The sequence below is a fragment of the Fictibacillus solisalsi genome (assembly GCF_900103485.1).
In the GTDB taxonomy this organism is placed as follows: domain Bacteria; phylum Bacillota; class Bacilli; order Bacillales; family Fictibacillaceae; genus Fictibacillus_C; species Fictibacillus_C solisalsi.
On record NZ_FNHW01000001.1, the window covers coordinates 397,308 to 414,098 of the forward strand.

Here is a 16,791-nt window from a genome sequence, read left to right on the forward strand (position 1 = left end):
AAGAAAAATGAACTAGTTTAAAAGGAGAGGAGAGATAAGATTGAAAGTACAATATAAATCTTTATCCATGCTAAACCTGGTTAGCATTACACAAGTGGTAAAAAAAGAAGACTGGCTTTTGCCTGCAATTGCCTTAAGAAGCCAGGTCGTAAATAATGGCATCTACCCAGTGGGACCGGTTCTTTTCCAATTCAGGCCGTTGGAAAATGACCCGACCTCCGGAGAGTTTACATACAGTGTTCCAGTTAATGATCGCGTTGAATTGGAAAAAAGTTCAGCATATGAATATATTGATGTTTTAGTGATCGAGGAAGCCTTATGTGTCCGTTTCACGGATGAAGATGGGGAAATTGAAGAAGCCTATCAGCTCATCCAAGAAACCGCTAAACAAAATCAAATTACTTTAGACTCGAGTTTTTACCATGTATGTCTGGATGTTTTCGGAGAAACGTGGCTTGATGTGTACGCGCCGATTGTAGAAGTGGGTGAACCTGTCCGATGATTGCTGTGGACCAGAGCATTGCCTATACCAATGTTGTCTCTAAAGAATATTTCTTCCACTACAGCGATATGGAACAGGTGATTGAGGACTTTATTTCTGAGATTGGAGAAGCAAATCTAGCGATAAAAGGACCCATGTTCTATTCTTTGAAGAACATTCCCAAAGATGAAAACATGTACATCGAATTGTTCATGCCTGTTCATGAGGATAAGATTCCATCTACTGACTCGCTTATGTTTCGTAGTTATTATTATGTGGATGAAATGCTTATGAAACGCTTTACAGGGAACTATGAAACCTTAACTGAAGTTGTTTACGCAGAACTGCTTCAGTATATCGTTGACAACAATTTAAATTTAGCATCCCCAATCTATCATGTTTTTGGTGGGGATGAATCCATTTCATATGTTGACGTTAAGGTTTCGGTGTTTAGTGAATAATAGAAAACACAAAAAATAATTTTTTCATCAACTCTGATCTTTTATCAAAAAAAAGGATCAGGGTTTCTTTTATTTAACAAGTATGTAAGGAGGGATTTTCCATGAAACCTAGAATTACGGTTATAACGTTAGGTGTGGATGATTTAGAAAGAGCGGTGACATTCTATCGTGATGGTTTGGGCTTTACGACAGAGGGCATCATAGGCACTGAATATGAGCATGGGGCTGTCGCTTTTTTTGATCTGGAGACCGGTTTGAAGCTTGCGTTATGGCACCGCAGGGATTTGGCCCACGAGGCAAAGGTTCCTATGTCTGTTTCAAGCCCGGGGGAATTTACACTCGGGCACAATGTCAGCAGCAAGGAGGAAGTGGATCAGGTGATGGAGAAAGCCGAACGGGCGGGAGCTGTCATTTCTGATCGAGCACATGAGGCGTTCTGGGGCGGGTATTCCGGCCACTTTCAAGACCCTGATGGCCATTTATGGGAAGTCGTTTACAATCCGGCCTGGGAGGGAGAATAAGGAGGAGAAGGACGATGGTAACCAAGAAGAAGTCTGGTCAGGAAGAAGTACAGGCATTTATGCAAGTATTGGATCATCCGCTCAAGCAGGAAATTCAACGTGTACGGGAAATTATACTGGATACTCATCCTGAGTTAAATGAACAAATCAAATGGAATGCTCCCAGCTATTGCTTTCGGGGGGAGGATTGCCTGACGTTTAATTTGCATGGAAAGGGATTCTTTCGACTAATCTTTCATTGCGGGGCTAATAGTAAAGAACCGAAATGCATGAGACTCCTTGTCAAGGATAAAACGGGAATGTTGGAGTGGCTCGCCGATGACCGTGCAATGGTTAAATTTTACGATATGAATGATGTAGAGGCTAAGGGCGAGAAACTTGGGGATGTCATCCAGACCTGGCTTCAGGAATCCTGACACGAATTTGAAATGCTGTTTACGTAAACTAAAAGATATAACCTCTACTAAATTACTGCATATAATGATAGAGAGAATAAGAGTATTCTCTTGTCTCAAGTTTTTTTACAACAAGGAGTGTTTGGTAGATGGTAAAAATATTTATCGATCCGGGGCATGGGGGCAGTGATTCAGGAGCCACAGGAAACGGCATACGGGAGAAGAACATTACCTTGCAGATTGCCACGAGAATCAAAAATATTCTGCTCACAGAGTACAACGGTGTTGAAGTCATGATGAGCAGGACGACGGATGAGTTTGTATCATTGAAGGACAGAACGGATGCAGCTAACCGATGGGGCGCTGATTATTTATTGTCCGTTCACATTAATGCTGGTGGCGGGACAGGCTTTGAGAGCTATATTTACCCTGATACCACAGCGCCCACAACAACCTACCGGAACAATATTCATGATGCTGTTCTTGAATTAGTGGACTTTAGGGACCGTGGAAAAAAAACTGCTAACTTTCATATGCTGAGAGAATCAAACATGCCGGCGGTTTTAACGGAAAACGGTTTTATAGATACAGCTGCAGATGCGGACAAGTTAAAATCTGCTTCATTTCTTACCAGCATTGCACGCGGCCATGTAGATGGGCTGGTAAAAAATTTTAACCTGAAAAGGAAGCCCACAGCGGTTTATCATACTGTTGCTCCGGGGGATACGGTGTATTCTCTTAGTAAAACGTTCAAATCGACGATTAATCAAATGAAGAAGTGGAACGATCTGGATAAGAAGTATACGATCTATGTTGGACAAAGCCTGCGGGTGAAATAATAGAAAAGGAACCTCCTTTTAAAAAAGAGAGGTTCCTTCTTTTTTTATGATAAAACTGCGTTTTTCTCTAGTGATTCCTTAAACAAATCAGTCAGAATAGTGATGCCGCTCTCGATTTGCTCAATGGTTGGATGGCTGAAATTTAAGCGCATCGCGTTTGTTTTTGGCAAGGAAGCGAAGAACGGTTCGCCTGGTACATACGCGACACCGCGGGAAACAGCTTCTGACAATAGTTCAGTCGTGTTAATATGCTCATCTAGCTCCAGCCAAAAGAACATGCCTCCTTTTGGTTTGTTCAGTTTGAGTCCAGGAAGGTTGGCATTCTTCAAACAGTCGTACATGGCATTCATCCGTTTTTCGTATTCTGCGATCAACCGATTGATGTGCCCATCCATATCATATCCTGTACAGAAATGGTACAGCGCCTGCTGAGACAATGAATTGGAATGAAGGTCATTTGCCTGTTTGGCTTGAGACATCATACGGACAATCTGGAACGGTCCGGCAACCCACCCAGTGCGGAGGGCTGGAACAGCCGTCTTGGAAAACGTGCTTGTATACAGAACACTGCTTCCGTCATCAAGTGCAGCCAGAGGAGTGTATGTTTCCTCACGGTTAAATTGAAGATCACCATACGGATCGTCTTCAAGAACAACAATGTTATGTCGGTGCGCTTCCTGAAGCAGCATTTTTCGGCGTTCCAGTGACCAAACCTTTCCGGCCGGATTGGAGAAGGTCGGAACCACGTAAATACATTTTGGTTTGTATTCCTTAATTTTGGCTTGCAGGTCATCCGGAATCATGCCATCTTCATCAGAGGCAACACCAATTACTCGCGCTTCATAAGATTTGAACACCTGAAGGGCAGCAAGATAGGTTGGGTCTTCTGTTAAAATGACATCCCCGGGATTCAGCATCACGCGGGAAAAAAGATCGATAACCTGCTGGGAGCCGGTTGTCAGCATGATGTCTTTGGTTGTGTAATTGGTAATACCTTTTCGGGACATACGTTCAAGAATCACTTCACGAAGGGGCAAATATCCCTCAGTTTCACTATATTGTAAAGCATGTTTTCCAGATGCAAATACTTTGGAAAATGCTTCTTCGATGGCTTCTGCAGGAAACAACTGATCATCAGGCAAACCACCTGCGAACGAAATGACGCCTTCCTGATTGACAACTTTTAAAATATCTCTGACAGCAGAAGATTGTAATGAATAAATTCGATGGGCAAATGCGTACTTCAAAACGGACACCTCGGTTAAAGTTTTAATGAACATTTTACTCCTTCTATAGCGAATGTCAATGACAATTCTGAAAATAGTTCTAAATTTTGTGTGAATTTTCTAATAAAATACATTTACGGAAGGTTTTTATGCTGTTTCTTTTTCCGGTTTATTGTCTTGTGATACAGTAATTAAAGATAAAAGGATCGGAGGCATCAGGATGAAAATGGTACCATCAAAGCCGTTTTTCTTTGAGGGAGGGAAATGTGCAGTCCTGCTTTTGCACGGATTTACCGGGAATACGGTCGATGTTCGGGATCTGGGACGCTATTTGAATGATAACGGTTATACATGTCTTGGACCGTTGTATGAAGGTCATGGCGATACTCCTGAACGACTGGTGACTACAACAGCTGAACAGTGGTGGAAAAGCGTTGAAGAAGGTTATCAATCGTTACTAGAAAAGGGGTTTAAAGAAATTGCCGTGATTGGACTTTCCCTGGGTGGTGTGTTCGCCATAAAAACAGCCTTTACTTATCCGGTAAAAGGGCTCGTGTCCATGTGTGCTCCTGTCAAACCTAAGAGTGCAGAGGATCTTGGCCGGCATGTCAGTTCTTTTACCAAACGCTATAAAACGATTTTACGAATACCACCCGAGCAAATAGAAGCGGAATGGGAGGAGCTGAAGCCGCAGTCGAAAGAGGCGGTCAAGTCTTTACAAGCCGTGATTGAAGAGGTCGGCCCGCGCCTTGGCGGGGTTTCTTGTCCGGTCCTGGTGGTGCAATCTGGAAAAGACCACCCTACAAACAAAGAGAGCGCGAAAGTGATTTACGACGAAGTTTCCACACAACATAAATCCCTCGTCTGGTATGAAAATTCTCCACACCTTGTGACAAGAGGCCCTGACAGAAGAAAGCTTAAAGAGGATGTACTGCGGTTCCTGGAAGGGTTGGAATGGAACGAAATCAGTAAGACCTTGGAAGATTAGTTACCTCGTATGCAACGCGTATCCCTGATTGAATCGCTCCTTCAATCCATGCAGGTGCCGTTGAAGTATGCTCACCAGCGAAATGCACTCTCCCTTCCGGGGTAGGAATGAAGGGGAATAATTCAGTCTCTTGTGAAGGCTTGAACATTGAAAAGGCTCCTCCTGAAAACTGATATTGAGACCAACTGTGCGAAGCCCCGGTTAAAAAATCGTCATAAATGGATTTTCCATGTACTGTGGCCAGATTATCCAGAGCATTTCTTATCCGATCACCTTCAGGAAGGTTATCCCAGGACAGGGTATCATCCTCCCATGTGTAGCTGGCGAGTATAATTCCAGATCCGGAAGTTCCAATAAGATGACTTGGATAGTATGCAAATCGAATGGGAAGGTCTGTCATCAATTTTCCCCCCGCGATACCTTCTTTTTCCCAAAAACGCCTTTTGAATTGGAGACCAATCTTTGTGGAAGCCACATAGTGCAGTTCCCTTATGGCTTTCCACTTGTTATGGGAAATGGAATTTCTAGGTTCGATTTCCACAAAACTAAGTAACGAGAAGGGAATTGTAATAATGGCAAGATCGCCTGTTACGGTGAGGGGCCGTTGACTTTTTGTGTGTCTGGAGTGAATGGTTACCTGCCCGTTGTGCTGAACAATTTTTGTCATTTGGTGTCCAAAGTGCAGGTTCTCTTTTAAGAAGGGCAAAAATGATTTGGGAAGACGGTCATTTCCTCCTTCAACTTCATAAAACTGGATATCCGGGCTAAAAAGCGGAAGAAGCTCTCTTAAAATGGCCGGGAACGATAACTCCGGAAAGCCCTCCAGTCCAACCAAGACTTTTATACTTTCAATTGCACCGGGAGAAAGACTTGGACCAACAGGGTTAAAGCGGAGAAAAAAAGACATCGGGTATTTATCAAAGTCTCTTACGACTTTGGGCCAATTCTCAAGAGGGTTTTTCCTGATGAACTCGGCGACTGGTTTGATCGCCATCATTAAAAGCTGTTCAGCGGATTTTCCTCGTTCATGAGGTTCTACTGGGTAATGGAGAATATCGGGATTCCGCTGATACTCATTTTGATTGGTTTTTATTCCATTAGCGTAAATAAGGTCATTTGACGTAGCATTCAGAAATTTGTTCGCTTTTAAATTGAACTTCTTTAAATACTCCAGTACTAAGTAATGGTTTTGGGGGATACGCATAGCTCCAACATCCAAATACAAATCGTCCATAAAAGGGCTTCTCATGGTATAGACACGGCCGCCTACTCTTTCAGTTGCTTCCAGTACGGTTACATCATGTCCCGCCTGCTTTAATAACGAGGCTGAGACAAGACCGGACATGCCGGCACCTACGATAATTATTTTCTTTTGGACCTGTGATAAACCAAGGCCATTCCGAATAATGGAAAGCATTTGCTCCGTAGGCAATTGGAGCAATCGGCTTGAAGGCATAGGAGTCCTCCTCGTTCTTGTTTTTACACGAGAGAGTCAAATTCCATTACTAATATATTTCATTATCCACTCAATATGAGGAATTCGTCATTTTAGCAGGATTCTTCCCTTTTGTAATGGAATTTAGGTGGTAGACAGCAGGTGACAGGAGGGAGACGTGTTGATCTGGTTTTTTCGGGTGGTCGTTTGGGTTGTATTTGTGGGAATTGGAGCTTATCTTATTTTTTATTGGCGGGATGAGGAACGGGCCGAGCAGAAGTTGGATGCAATCCGGAAATTATGGTATGTGCTTTACATATTTGGCGCCCTGATCTACTGGACGGGGAATCCGCACAGCATCTTTAACAATTGGGATCACTATCTGGTGGTACTGATGGTGTTTGTGCTGATTGATGCCTTCATTTTCCTGAGTTTGTACTTAAAGAAAATCGGGAATAATGAACTAGCAAGAATCACAAAATCCGTGGAAAACAACCAAATGCTGCTCGATGATTTGCGGGCCAAAGTAAATAATGCGCTGTATATCTTGAAAACGGAAGGAATCACGGCGTATTATGGAAGTAAGGAAAATTATTTATACGGACTGAAACTTGTTCTTGAGGCGTATGTTGAGAAAGAAGGCCATAGTTTTACGATCCTGCCGTTCACGACACCTCAGGAAAAAAATGAAGCTCTGGCGATGTATTCGAACGCCAGCTTGATTCAATCGACATTGTCCCGGGCGGAAGCCTACTACAATAAAGAAGATAACTTTGCATTTTATCCATTTAACATTGAAGATGAAACCTACGTGATTCGTATTTCTTCAACTGCAAAAGTCAGCGATGTAGATTGTTCCTTGATGGGCATCCTGCTCGCCACATATGATATTTTAGTACAGGCACTGGAAAGGAGTGAGGAGGCATGGCAAGAGGATTAGATGTGTTGGGAAGCCAGCCGGTTTCGCTGAAAAGCGATCGTAAGGGAGTCACACTGAAACCGAGAATTGAGTTCCCGAAAGTAGGGATCAGCCATCACACTTTGCAGGTGATGGAGGAGAATGAACGGATTATACAAAAAGGGCAGCGGCGCAGTACATTTAAGCATAGATAGGCAGGGCAGCGGACATTTCCGCTGCTTTTTTTGTATGAATCTTCAGCTGGATTGCATATACTAAAGCAAACATCCATGGAGCTGGAGGGAAGTTTGTGAAAAGCAAACGGTTTGTGTCCCGGATTCAAGGTCCCAAACCGACCTTGTCCCATTTCGAAAAAGCGTTAAAGGAAGAGAATCATTCTATCTTAACGTATTTAAATGAACTTCGAAAAAAGCGGTGGACATTTTTCACCGGTAAATAATAAGGCAAAAAGAAAGGGGCTCCCTTTCTTTTTTTGTGTTTTTGCAGATACTGCAGGAATTGTAGAAAAATTAGCGAAAAGTGAACGAAAGCATACATTTTGGAGAGGGTGAGGAAGTTGGCGCAGACAACTGAGGAGCATTTTCCGCCAAAAATGGCCAAACCGGCACAGCGCGCTTTAGCCAGTGCCGGCATTACCAGTTATCAAGAACTTTCGAAGCATAGCGAAGAAAAAGTATCCAAGCTTCATGGGATGGGTCCAAAAGCAATGAACCAGTTAAAGGAAGCACTCAAAAAACAGGGGCTCAACTTTTCCGAATAGGTGATGACAGCTATTGATGCTACTTATCCTTACAATTCCTCTTGAAAATTCAACGTTTATTATGCCTTCACAATTGTTTACTCAATGAGGGCACTTCAGAGGAAAAGGTAGTGGAAGTATTGAAGAAGAAAGCCATAGCTGCAGCAACACTTTCATTGGCACTTATCCCATCATTTGGCGCCAATCAAATGGCAGATGCAAAAGAGAAGAAATCTGCAGATTCTGATAAAGCAAAGAATGTCATCATGTTTGTCGGGGTCGGAATGGGGGCTTCCCACAGAAAAGCTATTCGTTTGGCCGCTCAAAGCCTGGATGGCGAGCTTGCTATGAACAACAAGCCAGTTACCGGAAATGTTGATAAAAAAAAGCACTGCTGGCAGGTTCAGCTGTGCTTTTATGTTTTCGGAAAATGAAAATGACTTGATATGCAACCATTCCTTGTCAACCGCAACGAAATCGTGTTGAACCCCAAGTAACGCCCAAGCCAAGAGACCATAACAGCTCAAGACGCTGATCAAACCATCGAATATCCTTTAACCAGCCCTCTTTATTCTCAATACCATGAGACGTAATACATGTTTTTCGTGAGAAAGGTGTTGAGGAAGCCGATTTTCTATGGTATGTCTAATTAAAAGATAATTCTGTCATTTATTGAAATATCCATTATCAGCATAATACTGCCATGGAAAAGGAGCGCCGAATGAACATCAATAAATTTGTTATGCCTGAAGTTATTTTTGGTCATGGTTCAAGGGATCAGGTTGGAGAAAGCTGTCTTCGGCTGGGAGCTAAAAAAGTGCTGATCGTAAGCGATCGGGGTGTCATGAATGAGGGGTGGCTCGAGAATGTGATTGAAAACTGTAAAAAGGCAGGGCTGCTCTTTGCTACCTTTTATGATATTACGACCAATCCAAAAGACTTCGAGGTTGAAAAGGGGAAAGAACAATATATCGCCCATGAGTGTGATGCTGTGATTGGCGTAGGAGGAGGGAGCGCGATTGATACAGCAAAAGCAATCGCCATCCTGGTGACAAATGGCGGAAGTATTCATGATTATGAAGGTGTAGATAAAATCAATGAACCATTGCCGCCAATGGTTATGATCGCCACCACCGCTGGTTCGGGCTCTGAAGTCTCCCAGTTCTCAGTTATCGTTGACTCAAAAAATAAAAAGAAAATGACTATTGTATCGAAATCATTAGTTCCGGATATTGCGATTGTTGATCCTCAAACTCTGACGACCAAAAGTCCTCAATTGACCGCTTCAACCGGATTGGATGTATTAACCCATGCGATAGAAGCCTATGTAAGTATAGCAGCCACACCTTTGACAGATGTTCAGGCCAAAAATGCGATTCAGCTTGTGGCAGACCATCTCCGTCCATCCGTCGCTTCGAAAATTAATATGGAATCCAAGTATCATATGGCGATGGCTTCTTTACAGGCAGGATTGGCTTTCTCGAACGCTATATTGGGAGCCGTGCATGCCATGTCACATGCCATTGGAGGCCGGTTTCCATTGCTTCATGGTGAGGTAAATGCCGTATTGCTACCGCATGTCATGGAGTTCAACTTTCTTGCTGTACCGAAAAAATTCAGCACGATTGCTGAATTGTGCGGAGAAAGCGTTCAGAACCTGTCAAATATAGAGGCAGGAAAAAAAGCTATTGATTATATTAAACAATTATCTCTGGATATCGGAGCGCCACAGCGCCTATCGGAAATGGGACTTACGGATGAGGGGATTTCTGAAATGAGCCAGGTCGCATTGGAAGATGCATGCATGATAACCAATCCTCGTGATATTAAAATAGAAGATGTCATTCAGCTTTACCGACAAGCCTTGTAAGGGGGATGGGAAAATTGTCCATGCGGCACCAATTAATTGAACAGCTTACGGGTGTTCAATCCTCAAAGCGTAATTATTACACCGAATTGAAAAAAACAGTCATGAAGATGCAGAAGAAAAATCTTCAGCTAGAAATCATTAATGATATGATGAAAAGCTTGAATGTGGAAATGTCGATGGATGAGATGTTAAAAAACATACTGGATAAATTGAAAACCATGTATGAATTTGATTCGATCAGCTTATCCATTTGTCAGGGTGAAACACTTGAATTAACAAATTTTTATCCAAACGAATATGACGCAATGAATCATCAGCTTCATGATCGATCGATTTATGGAAGAGCATTGGATAGCGGTAAAATGCTGTACCATACCTTTGAGGAAGAGACTGAAACCGTTTCAGCTTCGGGTCAGTCATTAAAAAGTATGTTGGTTTTCCCATTGTACAGCAAAGGGACGGTGATTGGAGTCCTTGGCATTGGAAGCAAGGGCATCATCGAATATGATAAGTCAGATGGTTCTTTTCTTCAGCAGCTTTCCGATCATTTTTCGGTCTGTCTGGAAAACGCCAGACTGTACAACGAGGTGTTAAACGCCAAAAAAGAATGGGAAGATACATTTTCAGCAGTGACTGATTTGATTTTCGTGCTCAACTTAAAGGGTGAAATTTTGAAGGTCAATGCATCTGCCAAAGACTATTTACAATTAAAAGATGCAGAGGAAACGGGGAGAAACATTCGATTTTTTCTCAATCATAATGAAATAAAAGTCCTTATGGAGGATTGTCTTCAAAAGAAAAAGGCTGCACTGCAAGAAATTCGACGAAAAGACGGACAAATATTTGAAAGTACTGTTTCTCCGGTGCTAAATGAAAAAAAACAAATGTATGGGTTGATCTTATATTTACGAAATGTTTCTGCAAAACGGAAAATGGAAGCACAGCTTGTACAATCCGGCAAGCTTGCAGCAATCGGGGAGTTAGCGGCAGGTGTGGCCCACGAACTGAACAATCCGCTAACCGCTATCCTGGGGAATTCACAATTGTTGTTAAGAACAGCGAATAAAGATGAACCTTCATACCGGCTGTTAACCGACATCGTGAACTGTGGAAAAAGGAGCAAGAGTATTATTCAAAATTTGTTAACATTCTCGAGACAGGATGAATATTTTTTTGAGGAATGTTCCCTTAACGAGGTGATTGATCAATATTTAAGCTTAATTGTGTACCAGATGGAGAAGCAAAATGTAAGAGTGGAGGTAGTAAAACAATCACCGCTTCCCAAAGTCAATGGAAATCAGCAGCAAATCGGCCAGATAATGATCAACTTATTACTCAATGCAAAGGATGCGCTAGAAAACAGAAACGAAAAAAATAAAAAGGTTACCATATCTACAGCCTCCTGTCTGGTAAAGGGAAAAGAGTGGATTTGCCTGTCGGTTACTGACAACGGGATAGGAATCAGTGATAAACAGATCCAGCAGATTTTCCATCCCTTTATCACCACAAAAAAGGCAGGGAAAGGCACAGGCCTGGGTTTATCTGTGAGCCTGGGAATTGCCCAGGCTCACGGGGGAACGATTGAGGTCAAAAGCGAAATGGGGCTGGGGAGTACATTTACCCTTTTCTTGCCTGCAATAACGGATGAATAGATCTGAATTGAGAGCTAAGGCGGGGATAGCATGATTAATATTTTAATCATTGATGATGAACCGGAAGTAGGACATTTTTTATCGTATTTGTTATCCAGTAAAGGGTACACCGTTTCCCTTGGAGGGAGCGGTAAAGATTTTTATCAGTTAATCAGGGAGCGGGTCTATCATTTGGTTCTGCTGGATATTCGACTGCCTGATGCCAATGGTCTCGATATTCTTAAAGAGCTCAAGAAAACATGTCCCGGGTGCAAGTCCATTGTAATGACTGGTTATAGTACCATCAAAACAGCAGTGGATGCTATTAAATTGGGGGCAAATGATTATATTGAAAAGCCGTTTGAAGATATTGATGAATTGGAGTCTTTAATTGATCGCCTGCTTCATCATAACCAGAGCGTCAATGACAGTGAAATACATAGAATTGCAAAACAAACAGGGTTGGTTATTGGCTCCGGCAAGGAAATGCAGCATTTGATTATGCTTGCTTATAAAATTGCAAAGAAAAACATCAATGTGCTGATTGAGGGAGAGACAGGGACCGGTAAAGAGGTGCTTGCTCATTTTGTTCATCAAGCCAGTTTAAGATCCGACTATCCCTTTCTTGCCGTGAATTGCGGTTCGCTTTCAGAATCTCTTTTGGAGAGTGAGCTTTTTGGCCATGAGAAAGGGGCATTTACCGGAGCTATAAAAGAACGAAAGGGAATATTTGAAATTGCCAATAAAGGAACAATATTTTTGGATGAGATTGCAGAAGCCTCTTTATCTACCCAAGTAAAGCTGCTGCGAGTGCTTGAAACAGGAGAGTATATGAGAGTTGGTGATGAAGCTGTCAGGAGAACGAACACACGAATAGTAGCTGCATCTCACGTGGATCTTGCTGGTGCCGTGGAACAAAAGATGTTCAGAGAAGACCTGCTCTACCGGCTGGAGGTTGTAAAACTGACTATTCCTCCTCTTCGTGACCGTAAACAAGACATTCCAGAACTATTAGCCTATTTTCTTAAAAAACAGCAATCCCAGCTCCATTTTTCAGAAGAGGCGGAAAATCTATTACAGCACTATCAATGGCCAGGAAATATACGAGAACTTGTGAACGTTGTAAAACGTGCAACCGCTTTGGCGGAAGGAGAAACCCGGATGATTACATCCGAATATCTACCGGATAAACTAAGAGCTGCCAGCTATGATAGGACGAGTTCCCGCGCCTCCATTATTCCTGCCTTAAGGAAATCAGAAAAGGATCTGCAATTTTACCTCGAGGACTGGGTCAAACATATTCATCAATTATGGGCGGCTGAACAGGACGTAGGGCTTGATGAAATTATTCAACAAGTGAAAGAGTTGGAAGTTCGTATCGGCAGGGCATTTGTTACAAAGATGCTGAAAGAAACGATGGGAAATCGAAAGGAAGCGGCGGAACGGTTACAAATCACGACTCGTCAGCTCCGTTATTTTTTAAACGAAAAAAAGGGAGGCTAGCTCTCTTTGAGCTCAGCCCCCTTTTGGCTTTTCGGCCGTTCTACATGGTCAGTACATATCGTCCGTTGATTTCTCCTTTTTCCATCTTGTCAAAAATTTCATTAATCTGGTTGATCGATGCTGTTTCAATATTCGTTTTAACTTTTCCTTGGGCAGCAAATGCAAGAGCTTCCTGCATGTCTTTTCGGGTTCCAACTATGGAGCCTTTGACTGAGACTCCGTTTAAAACAGTATCAAAAATCGGGATGGGCAGTTCATCGGCAGGTAGTCCAACAACAACCACCGTGCCGCCGCGTTTTACAGAATGATAGGCTTGTTCGAAAGCTATTCTTGAAACAGCCACACTGATGGCGGCTTGAACACCGCTGGTTTTCTCTTTAATGACTTGGACAGGGTCGTTATTTCTACCATTAACTGTTAGATCAGCGCCTAGTCTTTTAGCAAGTTCCAGCTTTTCGTCCTGGATATCCACTGCTATCACATTGAATCCCATTGCCTTTGCATATTGCAAAGCAACATGGCCGAGTCCTCCGATTCCATAAATGGCTACCCAGTCACCAGGTCTTGCTTCGGAAACTTTTAATGCTTTGTACGTAGTCACACCTGCACAAAGAATCGGGGCGATTTGCACAGGGTCAACGTTTGGAGGGATTTTTGCGACATAGCCGGCAGGTGCTTTGCAGTACTCGGCATATCCGCCATCCACCGAATATCCGCCGTTCAGTTGGTCGGGACAGAGTGTCTCCCTGCCGGTTAAACAATATTCACACTCTCCGCAAGCAGAATACAACCATGGAATCCCTACACGGTCACCAACTTTTACAGAAGTAACTCCTTCTGCAATTTCTTCTACAATTCCGACCCCTTCGTGTCCGGGAATGAGGGGGAGCTTTGGCTTGACCGGCCAATCGCCATGGGCGGCATGGAGATCGGTATGGCAGACGCCGCAAGCTTCAATTCTGACAAGCACTTCCCCAAATTCCAACTTCGGTTTTGGAACATCCTTAATTTCCAACTTGTTTTTAAAGTCATTAACAACAGCTGCTTTCACACGAGTTCCTCCTTTTATGAATAGACTTCATTTCTTACTAGTGCAAGATTTGTGCCAACTCTATTTATCGTAAAACCGCTTACAAAAACGTCAATGGCCTTCAGGGTGTGCCGATTTTTTGGCATATTCACACAAAAAAACGGAAAAGAAGGCCGAGTGGTCGTCCGTAGCATTATATAAATATGGGTAATTTTACCTGTTTAGGTAATGTGAGGTTGTAAGGGACAAACGGCAGGGTATAGATTAACATTGTGTGTTTTTTACAAAAACATGTAAGGGGGCCATCGTTTTATGAGTTTGAAGAAGTCTGTTATCTGCTTGACCGCTGCAGGGTTTCTGGCCGTTACACCTTTGTTTCCAACTCAATCGCATGCTGGATCACAAGTGAAATCACAACAATCTAGCACACCTGAACCGTATCCGGGACATGTCATTAAGTATGGGGATCGGGGTTCGGATGTGAAGAAGGTCCAACAACAGTTAACAAGAAATTTGATTCCGACCACAGCCGATGGAATCTTTGGAAAAAAAACGCTCGAAAATGTCAAGCTGTTTCAGCACTATCGTTTCTTGACTGAGGATGGAATCGTCGGGCCGACCACCTGGAATACCTTGTATCAAACGAGTTTGCCGTATCCTGGGCATGTCACCAAAATAGGTGACAAAGGCGAGAATGTGGTCAACATTCAAAAACGATTAAAAGCCGTCGTAGGCAATGTTACTGTGGACGGGGATTTTGGTCCGAAAACCGAAGCCAAAGTCAAAGAATTTCAAAAGAAAATGCATCTTCAGGTTGATGGCATCGTTGGCCGGGAAACGTGGGAAGTGCTTTTTAACTATCAGGAATAGGAATGTCAAACAGGGAAAGCAGCCTTCTGTTTCCCCTGTTTTTTATGCTTTTTTTACGGAGGATATTCTGTTGTTCTGTAGAAAGATGTTTTTTGAGAGTGATAAAACGAGAAGGGGGAGCACATGAAAATTTTATTTCAATATAACTGGCAGGTCCGGGAAGATTGGTATTCGTGGTGTGAAGACGTACCACTTGAAGAGCTTCTGAAGGAACGGACAGGAGGTGTAGGAGGGATTCTTCATACTCTGTTCCATATTGCGGATGTGGAATGGAGCTGGATAAGGGGCATGCAGGGGAAACCTGACTTTCAGGAAAGCTTTGATGGGTATCGCTCCCTGGAAAAGGTCAGGATGCTCGACGCCAAGTTTAAACCGGAAGTTCAGACCTTTGTGAACGCATGGAACGATAGCATGGAGCACCAAATTATGGAGGAGCATGGAAGCGTCCGGTTTACACATGGTGAGATTATGAGGCATATGATTGCCCATGAAATTCATCATATCGGTCAACTGTCTGTTTGGGCGAGGGAAATAGGAAGAGAACCGGTCACAGCCAATTTAATTCGCCGGGGGCTGGGAGTCAATGTTGGTTAATAAAAAAGCTGGGAAACCAGCTTTTTTATTTTTTAGTAATTTACTATAATGAGGACATATGTCCTTTCCTTTGCTTATGCTTTTCCTTGATAATGAGTAATGGAAATGAAAAAAGGGAGAGATAGGATGAAAGGGTTTTTATTTGCACTCTTGGGCGGATTTTTTATCACCCTGCAGGGGGTGGCGAACTCCAGAATCAGCCAGGATATCGGCACCTGGCAGGCCACGACATTGACGCAGGGTACAGGTTTTGTGGCAGCTTTTCTCTTGATGCTGGCGTTCCGGGATGATACATGGAAGCAGTTTCGCCGGGTAAAGCCCCTTTATCTGGCAGGAGGATCATTTGCAGCGATCGTTATTTTCAGTAATGTGACGGCGATCCATTTGATCGGCGTGACCGTATCGATCTCAGCACTCCTCATTGCCCAATTGAGTATTGCATTTTTGACGGACAGCTTTGGATGGTTCGGTGTAACCAAACAACGGATGAAGCTGCCTCAGTTTATCGGCATCAGCATGATGATTGCCGGTGTACTTATTCTGAGTTTTTAGGGGAATCAGCAAATGGAGGGTGAGAATATGGAGACGGCGAAGGACTCGGCAAGGATTACAGCCTATTTGCGCTCTAACGGAATCGAATCGCTATTCAATACCAGCCTGCAGGCGCATTTGACGCTCTGCATGTTTGAACAGGGTGAAAAGATTTGTGTCCAGGGCGAACCCTTAGCCTACCTGTATGTTCTGGTTGAGGGAAAAGTAAAAGTATATACAACTTCGCCGGAAGGGAAGACGTTGATCCTTTCGTTTAAAAACCCGTTGGAACTGATTGGTGATATTGAATATGTACGAGGAACAGAGACGGTCAATACGGTAGAGGCCGTATCGCAGGTGACCATGATTGGTGTTCGTCACGGCTGGCTGAAAAAATATGGAAGCGACGACCCGGCGTTTTTAAATTTTTTACTGAAAATTATCACCAATAAATTCTATATTAAATCCAATACTTTGCGGTTTAACCTGCTGTATCCAGTGGAAGTCCGGCTGGCAAGCTATCTGCTGTCTGTTTCGTTTGATGCATCGGATGGATTATTAAACGGAAGGCACAGTACAGCGAGTCTGAAGGATGCCGCCAATCTGATTGGAACGAGCTATCGCCACCTGAACCGGGTGATTCAGCAGCTGTGTGCAGAAGGGCTGATTGAACGGTATAGCGGGGGAATTCTTGTGAAGGACCATGAAGGATTGAAGAAACTGGCGAATGATAATATTTACGAGTAGAGGAGTAGGTG

General features: G+C 43.2%; 21 protein-coding genes. 18 read left to right on the top strand and 3 right to left on the bottom strand.

Annotation, left to right across the window (positions count from 1 at the left end):
* Positions 1–40: 40 nt before the first annotated feature.
* The 5 genes from BLT53_RS02030 to BLT53_RS02050 all read left to right on the top strand — a co-directional run bounded on the left by BLT53_RS02030 (position 41) and on the right by BLT53_RS02050 (position 2,697).
* Positions 41–502 (top strand): DUF5085 family protein, encoded by a 462-nt coding sequence (locus BLT53_RS02030; RefSeq protein ID WP_090232393.1) that lies wholly within the window; start codon positions 41–43, stop codon positions 500–502.
* Complete coding sequence (locus tag BLT53_RS02035) at positions 499–942, top strand: DUF5085 family protein (RefSeq protein ID WP_090232395.1); 444 nt, start codon at positions 499–501, stop codon at positions 940–942. Before BLT53_RS02030 ends, BLT53_RS02035 begins: the two co-directional genes overlap by 4 nt.
* Positions 943–1,043: 101 nt before the next feature.
* Positions 1,044–1,463, top strand: a complete 420-nt coding sequence (locus tag BLT53_RS02040) for a VOC family protein (protein ID WP_090232396.1) — start codon at positions 1,044–1,046, stop codon at positions 1,461–1,463.
* Between the two features lie 14 nt (positions 1,464–1,477).
* The gene (locus BLT53_RS02045) at positions 1,478–1,879 is read left to right on the top strand and encodes a DUF1801 domain-containing protein (RefSeq protein ID WP_090232398.1); all 402 of its coding nucleotides are present in this window, start codon (positions 1,478–1,480) and stop codon (positions 1,877–1,879) included.
* A gap of 128 nt (positions 1,880–2,007) precedes the next feature.
* Complete coding sequence (locus BLT53_RS02050; protein WP_090232399.1) at positions 2,008–2,697, top strand: N-acetylmuramoyl-L-alanine amidase family protein; 690 nt, start codon at positions 2,008–2,010, stop codon at positions 2,695–2,697.
* A 44-nt stretch (positions 2,698–2,741) separates the two neighbouring features.
* Here BLT53_RS02050 and BLT53_RS02055 read toward each other — a convergent pair whose 3' ends face one another.
* Positions 2,742–3,944, bottom strand: a complete 1,203-nt coding sequence (locus BLT53_RS02055) for an aminotransferase-like domain-containing protein (RefSeq protein ID WP_090236637.1) — start codon at positions 3,942–3,944, stop codon at positions 2,742–2,744.
* A 199-nt stretch (positions 3,945–4,143) separates the two neighbouring features.
* On the opposite strand from BLT53_RS02055, the gene BLT53_RS02060 reads away from it, so the two are divergent.
* A complete protein-coding gene (locus BLT53_RS02060; RefSeq protein ID WP_090232401.1) occupies positions 4,144–4,911 on the top strand; it encodes an alpha/beta hydrolase in 768 nt (255 codons plus the stop codon).
* Here BLT53_RS02060 and BLT53_RS02065 read toward each other — a convergent pair.
* Positions 4,889–6,367: a flavin monoamine oxidase family protein gene (locus tag BLT53_RS02065; protein ID WP_090232404.1), complete on the bottom strand. Its 1,479-nt coding sequence runs from the start codon at positions 6,365–6,367 to the stop codon at positions 4,889–4,891. The genes BLT53_RS02060 and BLT53_RS02065 overlap by 23 nt on opposite strands.
* A gap of 160 nt (positions 6,368–6,527) precedes the next feature.
* Here BLT53_RS02065 and BLT53_RS02070 point away from each other — a divergent pair, with 160 nt between their 5' ends.
* The 8 genes from BLT53_RS02070 to BLT53_RS02100 all read left to right on the top strand — a co-directional run bounded on the left by BLT53_RS02070 (position 6,528) and on the right by BLT53_RS02100 (position 13,008).
* A complete protein-coding gene (locus BLT53_RS02070; protein ID WP_170834196.1) occupies positions 6,528–7,286 on the top strand; it encodes a type II toxin-antitoxin system SpoIISA family toxin in 759 nt (252 codons plus the stop codon).
* Positions 7,271–7,459 (top strand): hypothetical protein, encoded by a 189-nt coding sequence (locus BLT53_RS02075; RefSeq protein WP_090232407.1) that lies wholly within the window; start codon positions 7,271–7,273, stop codon positions 7,457–7,459. Before BLT53_RS02070 ends, BLT53_RS02075 begins: the two co-directional genes overlap by 16 nt.
* A 95-nt stretch (positions 7,460–7,554) precedes the next feature.
* Positions 7,555–7,704: a hypothetical protein gene (locus tag BLT53_RS24900; protein ID WP_170834197.1), complete on the top strand. Its 150-nt coding sequence runs from the start codon at positions 7,555–7,557 to the stop codon at positions 7,702–7,704.
* Between the two features lie 117 nt (positions 7,705–7,821).
* Positions 7,822–8,025 (top strand): helix-hairpin-helix domain-containing protein, encoded by a 204-nt coding sequence (locus BLT53_RS02080; protein WP_244520334.1) that lies wholly within the window; start codon positions 7,822–7,824, stop codon positions 8,023–8,025.
* A gap of 110 nt (positions 8,026–8,135) precedes the next feature.
* Positions 8,136–8,438: a hypothetical protein gene (locus tag BLT53_RS02085; protein ID WP_090232409.1), complete on the top strand. Its 303-nt coding sequence runs from the start codon at positions 8,136–8,138 to the stop codon at positions 8,436–8,438.
* A 287-nt stretch (positions 8,439–8,725) separates the two neighbouring features.
* On the top strand, positions 8,726–9,874 hold the full coding sequence (locus tag BLT53_RS02090; RefSeq protein WP_090232410.1) for an iron-containing alcohol dehydrogenase: 1,149 nt from the start codon (positions 8,726–8,728) through the stop codon (positions 9,872–9,874).
* A 20-nt stretch (positions 9,875–9,894) separates the two neighbouring features.
* Positions 9,895–11,526 carry a GAF domain-containing sensor histidine kinase gene (locus BLT53_RS02095; protein WP_342027867.1) on the top strand — a complete coding sequence of 544 codons (1,632 nt, stop codon included), beginning with the start codon at positions 9,895–9,897 and terminating at the stop codon, positions 11,524–11,526.
* A 30-nt stretch (positions 11,527–11,556) separates the two neighbouring features.
* Positions 11,557–13,008 (top strand): sigma-54-dependent transcriptional regulator, encoded by a 1,452-nt coding sequence (locus tag BLT53_RS02100; RefSeq protein ID WP_090232414.1) that lies wholly within the window; start codon positions 11,557–11,559, stop codon positions 13,006–13,008.
* Positions 13,009–13,048: 40 nt separating this feature from the next.
* Here BLT53_RS02100 and adhP read toward each other — a convergent pair whose 3' ends face one another.
* Positions 13,049–14,059: an alcohol dehydrogenase AdhP gene (gene adhP / locus BLT53_RS02105; RefSeq protein WP_090232415.1), complete on the bottom strand. Its 1,011-nt coding sequence runs from the start codon at positions 14,057–14,059 to the stop codon at positions 13,049–13,051.
* A 291-nt stretch (positions 14,060–14,350) separates the two neighbouring features.
* Here adhP and BLT53_RS25315 point away from each other — a divergent pair, with 291 nt between their 5' ends.
* The 4 genes from BLT53_RS25315 (at position 14,351) to BLT53_RS02125 (ending at position 16,780) form a co-directional block, all read left to right on the top strand.
* Complete coding sequence (locus BLT53_RS25315) at positions 14,351–14,908, top strand: peptidoglycan-binding domain-containing protein (RefSeq protein WP_090232417.1); 558 nt, start codon at positions 14,351–14,353, stop codon at positions 14,906–14,908.
* 123 nt (positions 14,909–15,031) lie between these two features.
* A complete protein-coding gene (locus BLT53_RS02115; protein WP_090232418.1) occupies positions 15,032–15,502 on the top strand; it encodes a DinB family protein in 471 nt (156 codons plus the stop codon).
* A gap of 126 nt (positions 15,503–15,628) precedes the next feature.
* Entirely contained in the window at positions 15,629–16,054 is a 426-nt protein-coding gene (locus BLT53_RS02120) for a DMT family transporter (RefSeq protein WP_090232420.1), read from the top strand.
* Positions 16,055–16,081: 27 nt separating this feature from the next.
* On the top strand, positions 16,082–16,780 hold the full coding sequence (locus tag BLT53_RS02125) for a Crp/Fnr family transcriptional regulator (protein WP_090236644.1): 699 nt from the start codon (positions 16,082–16,084) through the stop codon (positions 16,778–16,780).
* Positions 16,781–16,791 lie beyond the last annotated feature (11 nt).

Coding starts and splice junctions, on each gene's coding strand:
- BLT53_RS02040 (WP_090232396.1), top strand. CDS start 1,044: ATGAAACCTAGAATTACGGTTATAACGTTAGGTGTGGATGATTTAGAA.
- BLT53_RS02090 (WP_090232410.1), top strand. CDS start 8,726: ATGAACATCAATAAATTTGTTATGCCTGAAGTTATTTTTGGTCATGGT.
- BLT53_RS02100 (WP_090232414.1), top strand. CDS start 11,557: ATGATTAATATTTTAATCATTGATGATGAACCGGAAGTAGGACATTTT.
- BLT53_RS25315 (WP_090232417.1), top strand. CDS start 14,351: ATGAGTTTGAAGAAGTCTGTTATCTGCTTGACCGCTGCAGGGTTTCTG.
- BLT53_RS02035 (WP_090232395.1), top strand. CDS start 499: ATGATTGCTGTGGACCAGAGCATTGCCTATACCAATGTTGTCTCTAAA.
- BLT53_RS02045 (WP_090232398.1), top strand. CDS start 1,478: ATGGTAACCAAGAAGAAGTCTGGTCAGGAAGAAGTACAGGCATTTATG.
- BLT53_RS02115 (WP_090232418.1), top strand. CDS start 15,032: ATGAAAATTTTATTTCAATATAACTGGCAGGTCCGGGAAGATTGGTAT.
- BLT53_RS02125 (WP_090236644.1), top strand. CDS start 16,082: ATGGAGACGGCGAAGGACTCGGCAAGGATTACAGCCTATTTGCGCTCT.
- BLT53_RS02050 (WP_090232399.1), top strand. CDS start 2,008: ATGGTAAAAATATTTATCGATCCGGGGCATGGGGGCAGTGATTCAGGA.
- BLT53_RS02120 (WP_090232420.1), top strand. CDS start 15,629: ATGAAAGGGTTTTTATTTGCACTCTTGGGCGGATTTTTTATCACCCTG.
- BLT53_RS02095 (WP_342027867.1), top strand. CDS start 9,895: ATGCGGCACCAATTAATTGAACAGCTTACGGGTGTTCAATCCTCAAAG.
- BLT53_RS02075 (WP_090232407.1), top strand. CDS start 7,271: ATGGCAAGAGGATTAGATGTGTTGGGAAGCCAGCCGGTTTCGCTGAAA.
- BLT53_RS02065 (WP_090232404.1), bottom strand. CDS start 6,367: ATGCCTTCAAGCCGATTGCTCCAATTGCCTACGGAGCAAATGCTTTCC.
- BLT53_RS02060 (WP_090232401.1), top strand. CDS start 4,144: ATGAAAATGGTACCATCAAAGCCGTTTTTCTTTGAGGGAGGGAAATGT.